General features: G+C 73.3%; 16 protein-coding genes and 1 pseudogene. 9 read left to right on the top strand and 8 right to left on the bottom strand.

From position 1 onward, the window contains the following. Positions 1 to 140 precede the first annotated feature (140 nt). Complete coding sequence (locus tag ACIA5A_RS25555) at positions 141 to 776, bottom strand: TetR/AcrR family transcriptional regulator (RefSeq protein WP_396766981.1); 636 nt, start codon at positions 774 to 776, stop codon at positions 141 to 143. 67 nt (positions 777 to 843) lie between these two features. Here ACIA5A_RS25555 and ACIA5A_RS25550 point away from each other — a divergent pair, with 67 nt between their 5' ends. From ACIA5A_RS25550 to ACIA5A_RS25540, 3 genes are all read left to right on the top strand, one after another. Beyond that, positions 844 to 1296 carry an SCP2 sterol-binding domain-containing protein gene (locus tag ACIA5A_RS25550; protein WP_091565780.1) on the top strand — a complete coding sequence of 151 codons (453 nt, stop codon included), beginning with the start codon at positions 844 to 846 and terminating at the stop codon, positions 1294 to 1296. A 2-nt stretch (positions 1297 to 1298) separates the two neighbouring features. After that, positions 1299 to 2513: an acyl-CoA dehydrogenase family protein gene (locus ACIA5A_RS25545; RefSeq protein WP_396766980.1), complete on the top strand. Its 1215-nt coding sequence runs from the start codon at positions 1299 to 1301 to the stop codon at positions 2511 to 2513. 182 nt (positions 2514 to 2695) lie between these two features. Then, complete coding sequence (locus ACIA5A_RS25540) at positions 2696 to 4261, top strand: AMP-binding protein (RefSeq protein ID WP_396766979.1); 1566 nt, start codon at positions 2696 to 2698, stop codon at positions 4259 to 4261. A 251-nt stretch (positions 4262 to 4512) separates the two neighbouring features. Here the strand turns inward: ACIA5A_RS25540 and ACIA5A_RS25535 are convergent, their stop codons facing one another. Beyond that, positions 4513 to 4713 (bottom strand): hypothetical protein, encoded by a 201-nt coding sequence (locus tag ACIA5A_RS25535; RefSeq protein ID WP_396766985.1) that lies wholly within the window; start codon positions 4711 to 4713, stop codon positions 4513 to 4515. Here ACIA5A_RS25535 and ACIA5A_RS25530 point away from each other — a divergent pair. Next, a pseudogene (locus tag ACIA5A_RS25530) lies at positions 4652 to 4840 on the top strand (N,N-dimethylformamidase beta subunit family domain-containing protein); the annotation flags it as partial. The gene ACIA5A_RS25535 and the pseudogene ACIA5A_RS25530 overlap by 62 nt on opposite strands. Positions 4841 to 4955: 115 nt before the next feature. After that, positions 4956 to 5495, top strand: coding sequence for a N,N-dimethylformamidase beta subunit family domain-containing protein (locus ACIA5A_RS25525; RefSeq protein ID WP_396766984.1), 540 nt, complete (start codon positions 4956 to 4958; stop codon positions 5493 to 5495). Here the strand turns inward: ACIA5A_RS25525 and purD are convergent. From purD to ACIA5A_RS25510, 3 genes are all read right to left on the bottom strand, one after another. Further along, the gene (gene purD / locus ACIA5A_RS25520) at positions 5479 to 6726 is read right to left on the bottom strand and encodes a phosphoribosylamine--glycine ligase (protein WP_396766978.1); all 1248 of its coding nucleotides are present in this window, start codon (positions 6724 to 6726) and stop codon (positions 5479 to 5481) included. The two genes, ACIA5A_RS25525 and purD, sit on opposite strands and share 17 nt — an antisense overlap. A 90-nt stretch (positions 6727 to 6816) precedes the next feature. Continuing rightward, positions 6817 to 7749, bottom strand: coding sequence for a type IV toxin-antitoxin system AbiEi family antitoxin domain-containing protein (locus ACIA5A_RS25515; RefSeq protein ID WP_396766977.1), 933 nt, complete (start codon positions 7747 to 7749; stop codon positions 6817 to 6819). 181 nt (positions 7750 to 7930) lie between these two features. Further along, positions 7931 to 9220, bottom strand: coding sequence for an adenylosuccinate synthase (locus tag ACIA5A_RS25510; protein ID WP_396766976.1), 1290 nt, complete (start codon positions 9218 to 9220; stop codon positions 7931 to 7933). 122 nt (positions 9221 to 9342) lie between these two features. Between ACIA5A_RS25510 and ACIA5A_RS25505 the strand changes: the two genes are divergently transcribed. Together ACIA5A_RS25505 and ACIA5A_RS25500 are read left to right on the top strand one after the other, a co-directional pair. Continuing rightward, positions 9343 to 10341 carry a diacylglycerol kinase family protein gene (locus ACIA5A_RS25505; RefSeq protein ID WP_396766975.1) on the top strand — a complete coding sequence of 333 codons (999 nt, stop codon included), beginning with the start codon at positions 9343 to 9345 and terminating at the stop codon, positions 10339 to 10341. A gap of 76 nt (positions 10342 to 10417) precedes the next feature. Continuing rightward, positions 10418 to 12628, top strand: coding sequence for a chromosome partitioning protein (locus ACIA5A_RS25500; protein WP_396766974.1), 2211 nt, complete (start codon positions 10418 to 10420; stop codon positions 12626 to 12628). Between the two features lie 46 nt (positions 12629 to 12674). On the opposite strand, the gene ACIA5A_RS25495 is transcribed toward ACIA5A_RS25500, so the two are convergent. Continuing rightward, complete coding sequence (locus ACIA5A_RS25495; RefSeq protein ID WP_396766973.1) at positions 12675 to 13103, bottom strand: DUF3151 domain-containing protein; 429 nt, start codon at positions 13101 to 13103, stop codon at positions 12675 to 12677. 260 nt (positions 13104 to 13363) lie between these two features. Between ACIA5A_RS25495 and ACIA5A_RS25490 the strand changes: the two genes are divergently transcribed. Beyond that, complete coding sequence (locus tag ACIA5A_RS25490) at positions 13364 to 14575, top strand: LOG family protein (RefSeq protein ID WP_396766972.1); 1212 nt, start codon at positions 13364 to 13366, stop codon at positions 14573 to 14575. Positions 14576 to 14666: 91 nt separating this feature from the next. Here the strand turns inward: ACIA5A_RS25490 and fbaA are convergent, their stop codons facing one another. After that, a complete protein-coding gene (fbaA, locus tag ACIA5A_RS25485) occupies positions 14667 to 15689 on the bottom strand; it encodes a class II fructose-bisphosphate aldolase (protein WP_396766971.1) in 1023 nt (340 codons plus the stop codon). Between the two features lie 132 nt (positions 15690 to 15821). Then, on the bottom strand, positions 15822 to 16205 hold the full coding sequence (locus tag ACIA5A_RS25480) for a phage holin family protein (RefSeq protein WP_396766970.1): 384 nt from the start codon (positions 16203 to 16205) through the stop codon (positions 15822 to 15824). Between the two features lie 134 nt (positions 16206 to 16339). Between ACIA5A_RS25480 and ACIA5A_RS25475 the strand changes: the two genes are divergently transcribed. Continuing rightward, the gene (locus ACIA5A_RS25475; RefSeq protein ID WP_396766969.1) at positions 16340 to 16549 is read left to right on the top strand and encodes a hypothetical protein; all 210 of its coding nucleotides are present in this window, start codon (positions 16340 to 16342) and stop codon (positions 16547 to 16549) included. Positions 16550 to 16603: the final 54 nt, after the last annotated feature.

Here is a 16603-nt window from a genome sequence, read left to right as displayed (position 1 = left end):
AAATCCGCGACGACATCCACGAAGCCTTCCTCAGCCTCGCCTGCTCCCTCATCTGCTGGCGCCAACTCCAACGCAACCAGAGTTAGGAGTTTTAAAAGGGGCCCCCGCCTATGCAGAATGCGTTAAGAAGGGGCCCCTCCTTACACCCCGGGGTGCCAGGTGACGCCGCGTAGGAGCTGGTCGGCGCCCAGCCAGGCCACGTTCATCATCCGGGTGGCGGTCTTCTCCGCGTCCGCCTCGGGGTGGTCGGCCAGCCAGTCGGCGAGCGACTCGGACGCGCCGACCAGCGCGTACGCGACCACCTCCAGGTCGGTGGCGCCGACCTCGCGCCCGGAGGCGCGTAGCGCGTGGTCGAGCATCCCGGCGACCACCTCGACCAGGCGGCCGCGCATGGTGGCCAGTTCGGCGGCGAACGGCTGGGAGCCGCGCGCCTGCCGGTAGAGCACCGCCCAGCCGTCGCGGTGTGCGCCGACGAAGCCGAAGAACGCGCGCAGCCCGCGCCAGAGCCGCTCGTCGGCGGGCAGGTCGGGGGCGGCGGCCCCGGCGATGGCCTCCATCATCCGGGTGCCCTCGCGGTGCAGGCAGGCGACGAAGAGTTCTTCCTTGGTGCCGAGGTAGGCGTAGACCATCGGCTTGGAGATGCCGGCGTCGTCGGCGATCTCGTCCATGCTGGCCGCGTGGAAGCCGCGCCGGGAGAAGACCTTGACGGCCGCGTCGAGCATCTGCTGCTCGCGTACGGCCCGGGGCAGGCGCTTGAAGGTCGGTGGGCTGGACACCCTTGCGAGCATACCTACTCGTGCGTAGGGTTACGCCAGAGTAACCAAGTCGAGAGGTGCATCCCCCATGACTGACTTCGACCCGGCCAACTTCGCGAACGTCGGCCCGAAGGAGTTCGCGCAGCTGGTGAAGTCCACGCCGGACGACAAGATCGCCGAGATCATGTCCGGTGAGGCGCGCGGCAAGATCCTCAGCGAGGTCTTCAACCGGATGCCCACGCTGTTCCGCGCCGACCGCGCCGGCTCCACCAACGCGGTCATCCACTGGAACATCACCGGCCGCCCGGACGGCGGCACCGACACCTACGAGATCGTCATCGAGAACGGCACCTGCACCGTCTCGGAGACCCCGACCCGGGACCCGAAGCTCAGCCTCACCATGGGCCCGGTCGAGTTCCTGAAGATCGTCTCGGGTGGCGCCAACCCGGTGATGATGTTCATGACCGGCAAGCTGAAGGCCAAGGGCGACCTGGGCCTGGCTGCCAACATCGCCAACCTGTTCGACATCCCCAAGGCCTGACCATGGCCGAGTTCTCGCTCGACCTGAACGAGGAGCAGCGAGACCTTCGCGACTGGGTGCACGGCTTCGCCGCCGAGGTCGTGCGCCCGGCCGCGGCCGAGTGGGACGCCCGGGAGGAGACTCCCTGGCCGGTCATCCAGGAGGCGGCGAAGGTCGGTCTGTACGGGTTCGAGTTCCTCGCCACCTGCTGGGCCGACCCCACCGGCCTCTCGCTGCCGATCGCCAGCGAGGAACTCTTCTGGGGCGACGCCGGCATCGGCCTGAGCATCTTCGGCACCGCGCTCGCGGTCGCCGGGATCTATGGCGCCGGCACCCCCGACCAGCTCGTCGAGTGGGTGCCGCAGTGCTTCGGCGACGTCGACTCCCCGGCCGTCGCCGCGTTCTGCACCAGCGAGCCGGAGGCCGGTTCCGACGTCGGGTCGATGCGCACCCGCGCCGTCTACGACCAGGCCACCGACGAGTGGGTGCTCAACGGCCAGAAGGCGTACGCCACCAACGGCGGCATCGCCGGGGTGCACGTGGTAACCGCCTCGATCGAGCCGGAGCTGGGCTCGCGCGGGCAGGCCGCGTTCGTCGTACCGCCGGGCACGCCCGGCCTCAGCGCCACCCGCAAGCTGCGCAAGCTCGGGCTGCGCGCCTCGCACACCGCCGACGTCTTCCTCGACGACGTCCGGGTGCCGGGCCGCTGCCTGCTCGGGGGCAAGGACGCCCTCGACGAGCGGCTGGCGCGGGCCCGCGCCGGCCAGCGCGCCTCCGGCCAGGCGGCGATGCGCACGTTCGAGCTGTCCCGCCCGACCGTCGGCGCGCAGGCGCTCGGGGTGGCCCGTGCCGCCTACGAGTACGCGCTCGACTACGCCAAGAGCCGGGTGCAGTTCGGGCGGCCGATCATCGAGAACCAGGCGGTCGCGTTCGCGCTCGCCGACATGAAGATGGAGATCGACGCGGCCCGGCTGCTGGTCTGGCGGGCCTCCTGGATGGGTCGCAACAACCGGCCGTTCACCGCCGGCGAGGGCTCGATGTCCAAGCTGAAGGCCGGCGAGGTGGCCGTCTCGGTGACCGACCGGGCGGTCCAGCTCCTCGGCGGGGCCGGTTTCCTGCGCGACCACCCGGTCGAGCGGTGGTACCGGGACGCCAAGATCTACACCATCTTCGAGGGCACTTCCGAGATCCAGCGGTTGGTCATCTCCCGGGCCATCTCCGGGATGCAGATCCGCTGATCGCCGGCGGACCCCGACCCGACCCGCGACGACGCGCCGTGCCGGGCGCACCCCGTCGCGGGTCGGGCCGCCGGTCCGCGACCGGCGGATGTCCGCAGGTTGGGCTGATGATCACGCCGGCTGGGCGGACGGATCGCCCGGATGCATGATCGGGAGATCACGAACGCGAAGGAGGTTGCGCCGTGGACCTGCCGTTCATCGTCACCACGCTGACCCGACGCGGTCTGCTCACCCCGGGCCGCCCGATCCGGGTCGCCTCGCAGCTCAACGCGCTGCGCCGGTGGGGCTGGAGCCTCGCCGGGGAGCTGCGCCAGGCCGCCGCCCGCGACCCGGGCCGGGTCGCCGTGGTGGACGAGCACGGCGCCGCGCTCACCTACCAGGAGTTGCTGGACCGTTCCGAGCGGCTGGCCCGCTCGCTGCGCGCCGGGCTCGGCGTGCAGGCCGGCGACCGGGTCGGCCTGCTCTGCCGCAACCACCACGGGCTGATCGAGGCGATCGTCGCGTCGATGCTGCTCGGCGCCGACGCGGTCCTGGTCAACACCGGCCTCTCCGCGGCGCAGCTCGTCACCGTCGCCGAGGAGCAGGGCCTGCGCGCGCTGGTGCACGACGCCGAGTTCGCCGACCGGGTCCTCGGCCTGCCGGCCGAGCTGCACCGGATCGACGAGCGGCGGCAGGAGGAGCTGATCGCCGGCGCGGTGCCCGGCGACAAGCTGCAACCACCGGAGCGTGACGGCCGGACCATCGTGCTGACCTCCGGCACCACCGGCACGCCCAAGGGCGCCCGCCGCCCCACCCCGCACGGCTTCGGCCCGCTGGTGTCCATCATCGACCGCATCCCGCTGCACGTGCACGACGTCGTGATGATCGCCGCGCCGATCTTCCACACCTGGGGGTACGCCGCGCTCCAGGTCTCGTTCGCGCTGCGCGCCACGGTGGTGCTGCACCGCCGCTTCGACCCGGCCGCCATGGTGGCCGCGCTCGCCGGGCAGCCGTGCGACGCGCTGTTCGCCGTGCCGGTGATGCTGCAACGGCTCATGGAGGTCGCGCCGCCGCAGCCCCGGCCGCCGCTCAAGGTGGCCGCGGTCAGCGGCTCCGCGCTGCCGGGCAACCTGGCCACCGCCTTCATGGACCGCTACGGCGACGTGCTCTACAACCTCTACGGCTCGACCGAGGTCTCCTGGGCGTCCATCGCCGGCCCGGCCGAGCTGCGTGCCGCGCCGACAAGCGCCGGCCGCCCGCCGCACGGCACCCGGCTGGAGATCATGGACGAGGCCGGCCAGCCGGTCCGCGCCGGCCAGGTCGGGCGGATCTTCGTCGGCAACGAGATGCTGTTCGAGGGCTACACCTCGGGCGCCGGCCGGGAGAGCCGCGACGGCCTGCTGGACACCGGCGACCTCGGCCGGCTGAACCCGGACGGCCTGCTCTTCGTCGACGGCCGCGCCGACGACATGATCGTCTCGGGCGGGGAGAACGTCTTCCCCTCCGAGGTGGAGGACCTGATCGCCCGGCTGCCGCAGGTCCGCGAGGTGGCGGTGATCGGCGTGCCGGACCCGCAGTACGGGCAGCGGCTGGCCGCGTTCCTGGCGTTACGCCCCGGTGAGACGCTCGACCCGGAGGCGGTACGCGAGTACGTCCGGCGCTACCTGGCCCGCTTCTCGGTGCCCCGGGACGTGGTCTTCGTCAAGTACCTGCCGCGCAACGCCACAGGCAAGGTCCTCGGCCGGGAACTGCGCCGCTACTTCGGCTGATCGGCTGACCACACAGGACAGAGCGCGGTGTTACCTTTGCCCCCGTTTCAGTGGGTGAACGGGGAACACACGACAATGGTGCGACTCCGCCGGCGTACCGCGCTCGGCCCGATCGAGCCGGTCCTCGGCGAACACCGCGAGGGCCGGCGGCCGACCCGGCGGCGCACCCCGCCGGTGGAGGTGGAGAACCACGCGGCCGGCGAACCGTGGTGGCCGCCGCAGGGCGGCCGGGCCTCCGACGACCGGCACCGTCAGATCCAGGGGTACGCCTCGACGCCGAGCGTGGCCCCCGGCGAGACGGTCGACTTCCACGTCGCGGTCAACCCGGCCGGCCGGTTCCGGGTCACCGTGCACCGCCTCGGCTGGTACGCCGGCGCCGGCGCCCGCACGCTGCTGACCAGCCCCGAACTGCGCGGCGAGCCGTGGCCGGTGCCGCCGGCCGACGTCACCACCGGCGCGCTCGACTGCCGGTGGCCGGTGTCCTGGAGCCTGCGCGTGCCCGAGGACTGGGTCTCCGGCCTCTACACGGCGGTCTTCACCTCCGCCGACGGCTGGCGGGCGTGCACCCCGTTCGTGGTGCGTGACGACCGGAGGGCCGCCGCGCTCTGCGTGGTGCTGCCGGTGACCACCTGGCAGGCCCGGCGGCACCAGCCTCGCCTTCCTCGGTGCCAACAGCGTCTACTGGCACGTCCGCCTGCCGCACGCCGCCGACGGTCGCCCCGAACGCCTCGTCGCCTGCGCCAAGGACTGGTCCGACCCGTCCGAGGTGGTCACCGGCGCGACAGTGCGCTGGCGCGACCTCGACCGGCCCGAGCAGGCGCTGATCGGCGTGCAGTACAACGGCATCGTGCTGACCCCGCAGCCGCTCGTGGTGCGCTCCGCCGACCACTGGGTGTGGGCCGGCACCGGGGTGGCCGACGGCGACCGGATCCCCGGCGTGGTCGCCGGCGAGGCCGACGGCCTGGACCGGGCGAGCGAACGTCCGACCCAGGTGGACGACGTGCTGCTCAGCGCGTCGCCGTACCCGGCGCAGCAGGGCGGCAGGCGGTTGCAGGGCACCCACCTCTACGAGACGCCCGGCGGCGCGATCGTCTTCGCGACCGGCACGCTCGGCTGGACCATGGCGTTGAACCGGCGCGGGCACCGTGACCCGCGCATCGAGCGGGCCACCGCCAACGTCCTCGACCGGATCGTCGGCCGGGACCGGGTCGCCCCGGTCAGCCGGGAATCGTGACCCGGCCGTCCACCGCCGCCGCCGCGATGTCGGTGCGGTGGTGGGCGCCGGCCAGCTCGACTGCGCGTACCAGCTCGTAGGCGGCGTCGCGCGCGGCGGCCAGGTCCGGGCCGGTGGCCGTACCGCAGAGGACCCGGCCGCCCGCGGAGCGCAACGTGCCGTCGGCGTCCCGGCGGGTGCCGGCCTGGATGATCCCGGCGCGGTCCGCGCCGGTGATCACGTCACCGGTACGCGGACCCTGCGGGTAGCCGTCGGCCGCGACCACGACGGTGACCGCCGCGCCGTCGCGCCACCGCAGCGGCGGGTGCGCGCCGAGCGTGCCGGTGGCGGCGGCGTGCAACAGGCCGGCCAGCGGTGTCTCCAGCAGGGCCAGCACGACCTGGGTCTCCGGGTCGCCGAAGCGCGCGTTGAACTCGATCACACGCGGCCCGGCGGGGGTGATCGCCAGGCCCACGTAGAGCAGGCCGGCGAACGGGGTGCCCCGGCCGCGCATCTCGGCGAGCGTCGGGTGCACCACGTCACGCATCACGTCGTCGACCAGGCCGGGCGGGGCCCAGGGCAGCGGCGCGTACGCGCCCATGCCGCCGGTGTTCGGCCCGGTGTCCCCGTCGCCGACGCGTTTGAAGTCCTGCGCGGGCAGCAACGGCAGGGCCGCCTCGCCGTCGGTGACCACGAAGAGCGAGACCTCGGGACCGGACAGGTACTCCTCGATCACCACCCGCCCGCAGTCCGCCGCGTGCCGCTCGGCGGTCGCCCGGTCGTCGGTGACGACCACGCCCTTGCCGGCGGCGAGCCCGTCGTCCTTCACCACGTAGGGCGCGCCGAACTCGTCCAGCGCCCGCGCCACGCCTGCCGCGTCGACGCAGGTGTACGCGCGCGCGGTCGGCACGCCGGCTGCCGTCATCACGTCCTTCGCGAACGTCTTCGAGCCCTCCAGCCGGGCCGCCTCGGCACCCGGGCCGAACACCGCGATGCCCTTGGCGCGTACCGCGTCGGCGACGCCCGCCACCAGCGGCGCCTCCGGGCCGACGACCACCAGGTCCGCCGCGACCTCGACGGCGAGCGCCGCCACGGCCGCCGGGTCGGTCGGGGTCACCTCCCGCAGCGAGGCGACCGCCGCGATCCCCGGATTGCCGGGCGCCGCGACCAGCGCCTCGACCGCCGGATCGGCACTCAACCCGAGCGCGAGCGCATGCTCCCGCCCGCCACCACCCACCAGAAGAACCCGCACGCCCGGCATCCTACCGACCCCCACCCCGCACCCCGTCGATCATGAAGTTGGCGGCACGATGTGAGATCGACATCGCCGTCAACTTCATGGTCAACGCTTGGTCCTGGTGGCCAGCGCCCCGCGGACCACGTGCGGGATGTAGTCGGGGCGGAGGGTGTCGGACCAGGTGAAGCGGAGGACGGTCCAGCCGGCGTTGGCGAGGCGGTTCTGGCGTCGCCGGTCCTCGAAGAGCGCGCCTGGCGCGCTGTGCGGATCCCGGCCGTCCGCCTCGGCGATCACCCGGGCGGCCCGCCACCCCATGTCCCCGACGCCGAGAAGGTGTCCGTCGGCGTCGCGCACCTCGACCTGGAGAGCATCCGGTGGCACGCCGCCGTCGGCGCACCGTAACCGGGTTCGTGTCTCGAGCGGTGACTGCGCCGCGCCGTTCGCCTCGGCCAGGCAACGACGGGCATGCACCGCACCACGCCGACGCACGAGCAGCGTGGGGAGGGAGCGGAAGTCACCCTCGTCGATCCTGCCGCGATGCAGCGCGGAGTCCAGAAGGGCCACCGCACGGTAGCGCGACTCCCGAAGGATGACCTCCGCGAGAGTGTGCGTCGGAACCGTCACCGGGATGCCGTCGACGGACATCAACGCGTCGGTCTGATGTTCGAACTGGTGCACGACCACCGCCGGATCCGCGGCGCGGGCCGGTCTGGCCGCGCGGCCGGGTAGCGCGAGATGGATCGCGCCCGTTCTCGGGAGGCCGGCGATCCGGTGCAACTCGGCAGCCGTGGCAAGGACGGCGTGCGCGCCCGGGCCCAGCGACAGGACCGCCGCCCGGATCCGGCGACGTCGTTCGGCCCGGTCGGCGTCCTCGGTCGCGCCGATGGCGTACGTCGCCCGCGCGAGCCGGCGCCACCGTCCCGAGGCGAGCAGATTGTCGACCTCATGGCGACTGAAGCCGGCCGACAACGCCTGCTCGCGGGTGACCACCCCGCCCTGCTCACCAGCGATCCGCCTGACCACCACCACGCGATCCACCCGTCGAGGCTCCCGCGACGTCGACCCCGACGAGACCCCCTGTGGACAACCCACCCCAGCCTGTGGACAACCCCGCACCCCTGTTTGTTGATCATGAAGTTAGCGGCGGTGTGGATCTACAAACCTGCCGCCAACTTCATGATCGACGGACCGGAGGGGGTGGGGTGAGGTGGGGGTGGGGTTAGGGGAGGAGGGGGTGGCGGAGGACGTTTTCTTCTCGGCCTGGGCCTACTCCTACGACGCTGACCCGGGTGTTGGTCAGCTCCTCGATGCGGGCGATGTAGCGTCTTGCGTTCTCCGGGAGCTCCTGCTCGGTCCTCGCCTTGGTGATGTCTTCCCACCAGCCGTCGAGCTCTTCGTAGATCGGGGTGGCGTGGTGGAAGTCGGTCTGCGTCATCGGCATGTCGTCGAAACGCTCGCCGTTGATCTCGTACCCGACGCAGATCGGCACCTTGGCCAGGCCGGTCAGCACGTCCAGCTTGGTGACCACCAGGTCGGTCACACCGTTCAGGCGGCACGCGTACCGGGCCACCACGGCGTCGAACCAACCGCAGCGGCGCTCCCGGCCGGTGGTGGTGCCGTACTCGTGGCCGACCTTGCGCAGGTGCTGCCCGTTGTCGTCGAACAGCTCGGTGGGGAACGGACCGGAGCCCACCCGGGTGGTGTACGCCTTGCTCACCGCGATGACCTTGGTGATCGCGGTCGGCGGGATGCCCGCGCCCACGCACGCCCCACCGGCGGTCGGGTTCGACGAGGTGACGAACGGATAGGTGCCGTGGTCCATGTCGAGCATGGTGGCCTGGGCGCCCTCCAGCAGCACGGTCTCGCCGCGGTCCAGCGCGTCCCAGAGCATCACCCGGGTCTCCGCGATGTACGGCCGCAGCCGCTCGGCGTACTGGAGGTATTCCTCGACGGTCTCGTCGACGTCGATCGCCTTGCGGTTGTAGACCTTGAACAGGGTCTGGTTCTTCTCCCGGAGCGCCAGCTCCAGCTTCTTGCGCAGGATCCCCGGGTCGAGCAGGTCCTGCAGCCGGATGCCCATCCGGGCGACCTTGTCGCCGTACGCCGGGCCGATGCCCCGGCCGGTGGTGCCGATCCGGGAGCTGCCCAGGTAGCGCTCGACCACCCGGTCGAGCGCCCGGTGGTGCGGCATGATCAGGTGCGCGTCGCCGGAGATGCGCAGGCGGGACACGTCCACGCCCCGCTCGGCGAGCCCGTCGATCTCCTGCAGCAGCACCTTCGGGTCGACCACCACGCCGTTGCCGATGACGATCATCGCGCTCGGGGAGAGCGCGCCCGACGGCATCAGGTGCAGCGCGTACTTCTGGCCGTCCGGGGTGATCACCGTGTGACCGGCGTTGTTGCCGCCGGAGTAGCGCACGACGTAGTCGACCCGCTCACCCAGCAGGTCGGTAACCTTGCCCTTGCCCTCGTCGCCCCATTGGGCGCCGAGGAGCACGATCGCTGGCATCTTCTCCGCCTCCAGAAGGCTCGGGTGCCAGGTGGCGACCGGTCAGCGAGCCCGGGGTGTCAGGCTAACAAGTAGTGACGGCGGGACCGGCAGGGGTTCGTCGAGAAGCAGGAGGCTCCTTCGTGTACGACGTGGTGCTGCTCACCCTCGGCTCGGAGCGGGACGCTCCCGGTGGGGGCTGCGGCAGTGGCGGGGCCTGCTGCGGTGGCGCGGACGACACCGCCGCCACGACCGACGCCGACCGCTGCGAGACGCCTCGCGTACCGGTGCTGGCCTGCGCGGACGCGCTCACCGCGCGAGGGGCGCGGGTGACCACGGTGACCGCCCGGTCGGACGCGGAGATCGACGAGGTGCTGGCCCGACTCGACGGCCCGCCCCGCGCCGACGGCCTCGCCTGGCCCGACCCCGACGGCAAGACCCGGCTGATCGTCGCCACGGCCAGTGACGGTCAGTTACGCGCCGTGCTGCGCCGGCTGGTCCGGCGGTACGCTCCGCCGCCCAGCCGCCGCCCCGCCGACCTGGCCGAGAACCGGACGCTGCCCGACCTGCCGCCGGTCGGCGTACTCCCGTTGGATCCGGCCCGGGCCGGCACGGCGCGGGACCTGGCCGCGCAGCTCGGGCTGCCCCGCGACCCGGCGGCGGTGGCCGCGGCGGTGCTGGACGGCACGCCGCGCCGGCTCGACCTGCTGCGCAACGACGGTGGCTCGGTGACGCTCGACGGCGCGCTGCTCGGCGCGGCGGACGACGCCGGCCGGCCGCTGCACTGGCGGGCCCGGGTCGAGGTCGACGGCCGGGTGCTCAGCGACGGCAGCGAGCCGATCAGCGCCTGCGCGATCGGCAACGCCGGCGGGTACGCGCACCTCGGCGAGGTGGCCCTGCTGGCCGACCCGGACCCGACGGACGGTCGACTGGCGGTGGGCGTGGCCGTGCCCGTGGTCACCCGATCGGCGTTGGGCCGGAAGAAGGTCCGGCTCGAGGTACGCCGGACCCGGGGCCGGGCGGTGGCGGTCGTGCCCCGCGACGAGAAGGTGCCGTTCCTCGACGACGGTGTCGAGGGCGAGTTGAGCCGGAAGCGGTCCTGGTGGACCGAGCCGGGGGCCTGGGCGGTCTGGGCGGGCTGACCCCGATCGATCCGCACCCGGCTCGCCCGGCCGGCCGGACCGCCTATCCTCGGCGGGAGGGATGGGGAGGAACCGCGTGGTGCATGAGAACGACGACCGTACCCCCGTGCCGGGCCGACCGCAGGTGCCGGAGCGGGACGTCGAACCGCTCTGGCCGCCGGAGGAGATCGACGGCGTGGTGGCCGCCCCGCCGTGGGCGGCGCCGGCCCAGCCGGCCGTACCGCCCTGGCCCCTCCCGCCGGCCGACGCCCCGGTGCCGTCGCCGCACCCCGGCCCGGTGCCGCCCCGGGCGACCCCGGCGCCGCCCCCGCAGCCGAGCCCGGTGCCACACCAGACCGCCCCGGCGCCGTCGCCGCAGGCCAGCCCGGTGCCGCCGCAGGCCGGGCCGGATTCTCACGGGAGCCGACCGGGCACCGGTGGATCGTCGCCGCCCCCGGTCGGCCTCGATCTTCCGTTCACGCTCGACCGGCCGACGCCGCCGGATTCCGGCGACCCGCCGAGGACGGACGCCTCCGGCCCGGCGGCCACGCCGGACCGGGCCGGCGGCCCCGCCGCGGTCCACGGAGGGGACGCCGATGCCGTGTCGACACCGGCCGGCGGCGGTGACGCCGCGCCGAACGGTCGGCCCGCGTCCCCCTGGGCACAGCCGCCGCAACGTGCCACGCCCGACGCCGCCGGCTCGACGGGTCCCACCCCGGCCGCCACGCCCGGAGCGCCGACCCACCCGATCGCCGGCGCCTCCGGTGACGTGAGCGCCACGCCGACCGCCGGCCCCGCACCGATCGACCAGGACGGCGCGACACCGCACAGCCCCGCACCGCACGGCCCGACGCCCGTCGACCCGGCTCGGGTGGGCGCGGCGGCGTGGGCGGACGGCCAGACGCCTGCGTACGGTCCGCCGCCGCTGGACGGGCCGGTGTCGATCGGCACGGCGCGGGTCGAGGGTCCGGCGGGGGCGGATGCGCCCGCCGAGGTGGCCCCGCCCCGGCTCGGCCCGTTCCCGCCGTCGCCGGGCGTGCCGATGCAACAGCCGCCCTACGGCAACGGCACGGCCTACCCGCCGGCCACCTACCCACCGCAGCCCGGCCCGGCGGGTCAGGCGGGCTGGTATCCGCCCGGGTGGGCGCAGCAGGCCGGCCCACCGCAACCCGGCGACCCGGCCCCGCAGCACGGGCCGGCGCCGCACCCCGGACCGGCCCCGCAGCACGGGCCGGCGCCGCAGCACGGACCGGCCCCGCAGCACGGACCGGCACCGCAGCACGGACCGGTGCAACCGCCGCAGGCGTCCGCCCCGCCGGCCCAGCCGTCCGCGCTGCCACCCGGGGTGTACCCGGAGCCGGGTTGGACGCCGCAGCAGGCGGTGCCCCCGACCGCCGAGGACTTCGCCCGGCGGCGGCAGGCCCGACCGGTCGACCCGGTGGCCACCATGGGCGTACGCGCGGTGGTCAACCGGATGGGGCTGGTCCGGCTCGCGCCCGGCCGCCACGAGCAGGAGATGAAGCGCGACATCGAGATGGTCCGGCGCAACTTCGGCGGGCTGCGTCAGGTGACAGTGGTCAACCCCAAGGGCGGGGCCGGCAAGACGGTGGCCATCCTGCTGCTCGCCATGACGTTCGGTCAGAAGCGCGGCGGATACGTGCTGGCCTGGGACAACAACGAGACCCAGGGCACCCTCGGGATGCGGGCGCAGCAGGATTTCCACGCCCGCACGGTGCGCGACATGCTGCGCGACCTGGGCCAGTTCCAGGGCGCGCACGGGCGGGTCGGCGACCTGTCGCAGTACGTCCGCTCGCAGGGCGAGGGGATGTTCGACGTACTCGCCTCGGACGAGTCGGCGACCGGCGGCGAGATGCTGACCGCTGCCGCGTTCGCGGAGATCCGCGACGTGGTCAGCCGCTTCTACAAGCTGATCTTCGTGGACACCGGGAACAACGTCCGGGCGCAGAACTGGCAGGCCGCCATGGACGCCACCGACCAGCTCGTGGTGACCATGTCGGCGCGGAACGACTCGGCCGAGACGGCCGCCCGGATGCTCGACCACCTGGAGCAGAGCGGTCGGCAGCGGCTGGTCCGGCAGGCGGTCACGGTGGTCTCGATGCCGCCGTCCCGCAAGGAGATCGACCTGCCGGCCATCCAGGCCCACTTCGCCGCCCGCACCCGGGCGGTGCTGCTGGCGCCGTACGAGCGGCTCATCGACACCGGGGAGCCGCTGCGGTACGGCCAGCTCTCCGCCGCCACCCGCGACGCCTGGTTGAAGATCGCCGCGTCGGTGGCGGAAGGGCTGTAGGACGGCACGACGGCCGGCCCGGGTGGGCCGGCCGTCGTCGGGCGCGTCAGTCGCTGGCCAGCGCGTCCCCGGCCGCCGGGTCGCAGTCGCGGAGGAACTGGGCGCAACGGGCCGCCTCGTCCGCCTCGCCGATCTCGCCGGCGGCCCGGGACAGCACGTAGAGGCAGCGGAGGAAGCCCTGGTTGGGCGCGTGCGACCAGGGCACCGGACCGTGGCCCTTCCAGCCGCTGCGGCGGAGCTGGTCCAGGCCGCGGTGGTAGCCGGTGCGGGCGTACGCGTACGCCGGGACGACCTGATCGGCGGCGAGTGCGCGGCCGGCCAGCGCCCCCCAGGCCGCGCTGTAGGTCGGGAAGCGGGCCGCGACCTCGGCGTACGCCTCATCGGTGCCCTGCTCGGCCGCGGCGGCGAGCGCGGCGTCGGCCTCCTCGGAGACGGGGAGCAGGGTGGCCGGTGGCTCAGGCAACAGGTTCTGCATCGCCCCATTCAACCCGCTTCGCCCCCGGGCGCGCGAGGGGGTCCGCCCGGCCTGTCGGCTGAACGGCTGAGGGTTTCGTCACGCCTGCGGCGGAACCAGGCGTACCCGCGGCCCATGCCGCCGCCGTGGTTCTTGCACTACAACTACAGATCCGGAGCCTCCCCAGGAACCGGTTACGCAGGAGCCCGGTGGCGCGCCGCCGGGCTCCTGTCCGTACCGCCCGGGTTTGTGAGGTTGCCGGGTCGGGGCAGGATGATGCGGTGCCGACCCCACCACCCGCGGACGTCATCGAGCCGCACGACACCAGCATCGACGAGATCGAGACCCGGACCGAGCTCGACCGGCGACTCGCCGAGGGGACCCTCGCCGGCCTGACCGTGCAGGGCCTCCGCCTCGACCTGGACCCCGTCCCCGACCTGCGCGCCGTCGACGTCGCCGGCACCCTCTTCGTGGGCTGCCGGTTCACCGACCGTGAGGTGGGCGCGGACCTGGTCCGTCGGGGCGCCAACGTCGTCCCGCCGTTCTCCGGGCTGCCCTACCCCACCCAGCCGTCCCACCTCTACACCGCCGACGACCTGGCCGCCGGCTTCGCCGAGGGCGGGTTCACCCAGATGTACGACACCCGGGTGTACGCGCACTTCCGGGCGCACGGCGGCGCGCTGCCCGACGTCCGCGAGGCGCTCGGCCAGCGGCTGCACGACCACGGCGTGGACAACGCGCTCGCCGACGCCACCCGCTCGTGGCTGGCCGTGCACGGGCCGCAGTCCGTGGTGGGCGTGATGGGTGGGCACGCGGTGCCGCGCGGCAGCGCCGCGTACCGGATGGCGGCGGTGCTGGGCTGGGAGCTGGCGCGGGCCGACCGCCTGGTGGTGACCGGCGGCGGTCCGGGCGTGATGGAGGCGGCGAACCTGGGCGCGTTCCTCGCGGCCTGGCCGGCCGAGGAGCTGTCCGCCGCGATCGACGTGCTGGCCGCCGCGCCGGACTTCACCGACCACGACCGTTACACCGCGGCGGCGCTGGCGGTGCGCAAGCGGTACGCGGCGGGCCCGTCGCTGCCCACGCCCCGCCCGGCGGCCCCCAACACCGAGTGGGCCCGCTCCGGCGGCCTGGCGATCCCCACCTGGCTGTACGGCCACGAGCCGGCGAACCTGTTCGCGGGCCGGATCGCCAAGTACTTCTCCAACGCCATCCGGGAGGACACCATCCTGCGGCTGGCCCGGGGCGGGATCGTGTTCGCGCCGGGGCGGGCCGGCACCGTGCAGGAGGTGTTCCAGGCGGCCACCAAGACGTTCTACGGCACCGACGGGGCCAGCGGCGCGTACGTCTTCCTGGACCGGGCGTTCTGGACCACCGAGCTGCCGGTGGAGTCGCTGCTGCGGCCGTTGTTCGCCGCGTCCCCGTTCGGCGACCTGTCCCGGACGATCCACCTCACCGACGACGTCCGCAAGGCGGTCGCCCTCCTGGTGAGGTGAAAGGAGGGGCCCCCTCTTAACGCCTGCGGTAGAGGAGGGGCCCCCTGTTAACAGACGCGTTAACAGGGGGCCCCTCCTTACCTGCAGGGTGTCACTTCATGCGGGTGCCGGTGGAGCGCAGGTGCTCGCAGGCCTCGACCACGCGGGCGGCCAGGCCGGCCTCGGCCAGCTTGCCCCAGGCCCGCGGGTCGTACTGCTTCTTGTTGCCGACCTCGCCGTCGACCTTCAGCACGCCGTCGTAGTTGCGCAGCATGTGGTCCGCGACCGGGCGGGTGAAGGCGTACTGCGTGTCGGTGTCGATGTTCATCTTCACCACGCCGTAGTCGAGCGCCTCCCGGATCTCCTCCAGCAGCGAGCCGGAGCCGCCGTGGAAGACCAGGCTGAGCGGCTTGTCCTTGCCGTACTTGGCGCCGACCGCGTCCTGGATCTGCTTGAGCACCTCGGGGCGGAGCTTGACGTTGCCCGGCTTGTAGACACCGTGCACGTTGCCGAAGGTCAGCGCCGCCATGTAGCGGCCCTTCTCGCCCAGGCCGAGCGCCTCGACCATGGCCAGACCGTCGTCGACGGTGGTGTAGAGCTTGTCGTTGATGGCGTTCTCGACGCCGTCCTCCTCGCCACCGACGACGCCGACCTCGATCTCCAGGACGATCTTGCCCTTGGCGGCCTCGGCGAGGAGCTGCTCGGCGATCTGAAGGTTCTCCGCCACCGGCACGGCCGAGCCGTCCCACATGTGCGACTGGAACAGCGGCTCCTGGCCGTTCTTGACCCGCTCCTGCGAGATGGCCATCAGCGGCCGGACGAACTTGTCCAGCTTGTCCTTCGGGCAGTGGTCGGTGTGCAGCGCGATGTTCACCGGGTACTTCTTGGCCACCTCGTGCGCGTAGGCGGCGAACGCCGTCGCGCCGGTCACCATGTCCTTGATCGACGGGCCGGACAGGTATTCCGCGCCGCCGGTGGAGACCTGGACGATGCCGTCGCTCTCCGCGTCGGCGAAACCCTTGAGCGCCGCGTTCAGCGTCTGGGAGGAGGTCACGTTGATCGCGGGGTACGCGTACCGGCCGGCCTTGGCCCGGTCCAGCATCTCCGCGTAAGCCTCGGGGGAAGCGATGGGCATGTCGAACGCTCCTTACTTACCGCTCTCGGCCGTGCAGGCCGCCGTCTTCCATCGGGTGCGCCGGACCGCGCTGTCCACCGCGGGAAGTATCCCGTAGGAGCGAACGCCTGGCGCAACCGACCCGGGCACCGCTCACCGGTCCTCCAGGCTGTCCGGCACGGCGACGCTGATCAGCCAGCTCACCACCGACACCACGATGGCGCCCCAGAACGCGGCCCAGAAGCCGTCCACGTGGAAGGGCAGCTTCAACAGGCCGGCGATCCAGTCGGTGAGCAGGAACAGCAGGGCGTTCACCACGAGCGCGAACAGACCGAGCGTGAGCAGGTAGAACACGCAGCCGAACACCTTGATGAGCGGCTTGAGCACGGCGTTGACCACGCCGAAGACGAGCGCCACCACGATCAGTGTGAACACGGTGTTGCCACCGTTGCGACCGCTCACCTCGACCCCGGGCACGATCAGCGTCGCGATCCACAGTGCGACCGCGGTGATCGCCAGCCGGATCAGGAAGCCCACGCCTCCATCCTGGCACCGGCCACCGCCCCCGGAGGGGACAATCGCCGACTCCGCCGTTCGCCCGGCTCCGAGCGGTGGCCCGGACCAGCCCGTACGGTGGGGAAAGACGCCCGCACGAGACGCAGGGAGGGACGATGGGACAGCCCGACGAGGACTTCACCCCGAGCGACCACCTCGCTCCGGTGGAGCGGGACCTGGAGGCGGAGCCGGCCGACGCGGTCGAGCAGGCCGCCACGGTGGGCGACGACGCCGACGGGGAGCCGCACCGGGGCCTGGAGGTCGACGACTGGGACGCCATGGAGCAGGCCCGGGTGGTCACCGCCGACGAGGACGACTACCGCTGACCGCCCGGCGCGGGTCGGGCGCCCCCGAAACCGACACGACAGAGCACGACAGAG

This window comes from Micromonospora sp. NPDC051300 (assembly GCF_044455315.1).
GTDB classification, from domain to species: domain Bacteria; phylum Actinomycetota; class Actinomycetes; order Mycobacteriales; family Micromonosporaceae; genus Micromonospora; species Micromonospora robiginosa.
This window is presented reverse-complemented; position numbering and strand designations above follow the sequence as displayed.

What these genes read in the sequence shown, in the direction of transcription:
- ACIA5A_RS25550 (WP_091565780.1), top strand. Translation starts at nt 844, where the DNA reads ATGACTGACTTCGACCCGGCCAACTTCGCGAACGTCGGCCCGAAGGAG.
- ACIA5A_RS25545 (WP_396766980.1), top strand. Translation starts at nt 1,299, where the DNA reads ATGGCCGAGTTCTCGCTCGACCTGAACGAGGAGCAGCGAGACCTTCGC.
- ACIA5A_RS25510 (WP_396766976.1), bottom strand. Translation starts at nt 9,220, where the DNA reads ATGCCAGCGATCGTGCTCCTCGGCGCCCAATGGGGCGACGAGGGCAAG.
- ACIA5A_RS25495 (WP_396766973.1), bottom strand. Translation starts at nt 13,103, where the DNA reads ATGCAGAACCTGTTGCCTGAGCCACCGGCCACCCTGCTCCCCGTCTCC.
- fbaA (WP_396766971.1), bottom strand. Translation starts at nt 15,689, where the DNA reads ATGCCCATCGCTTCCCCCGAGGCTTACGCGGAGATGCTGGACCGGGCC.
- ACIA5A_RS25475 (WP_396766969.1), top strand. Translation starts at nt 16,340, where the DNA reads ATGGGACAGCCCGACGAGGACTTCACCCCGAGCGACCACCTCGCTCCG.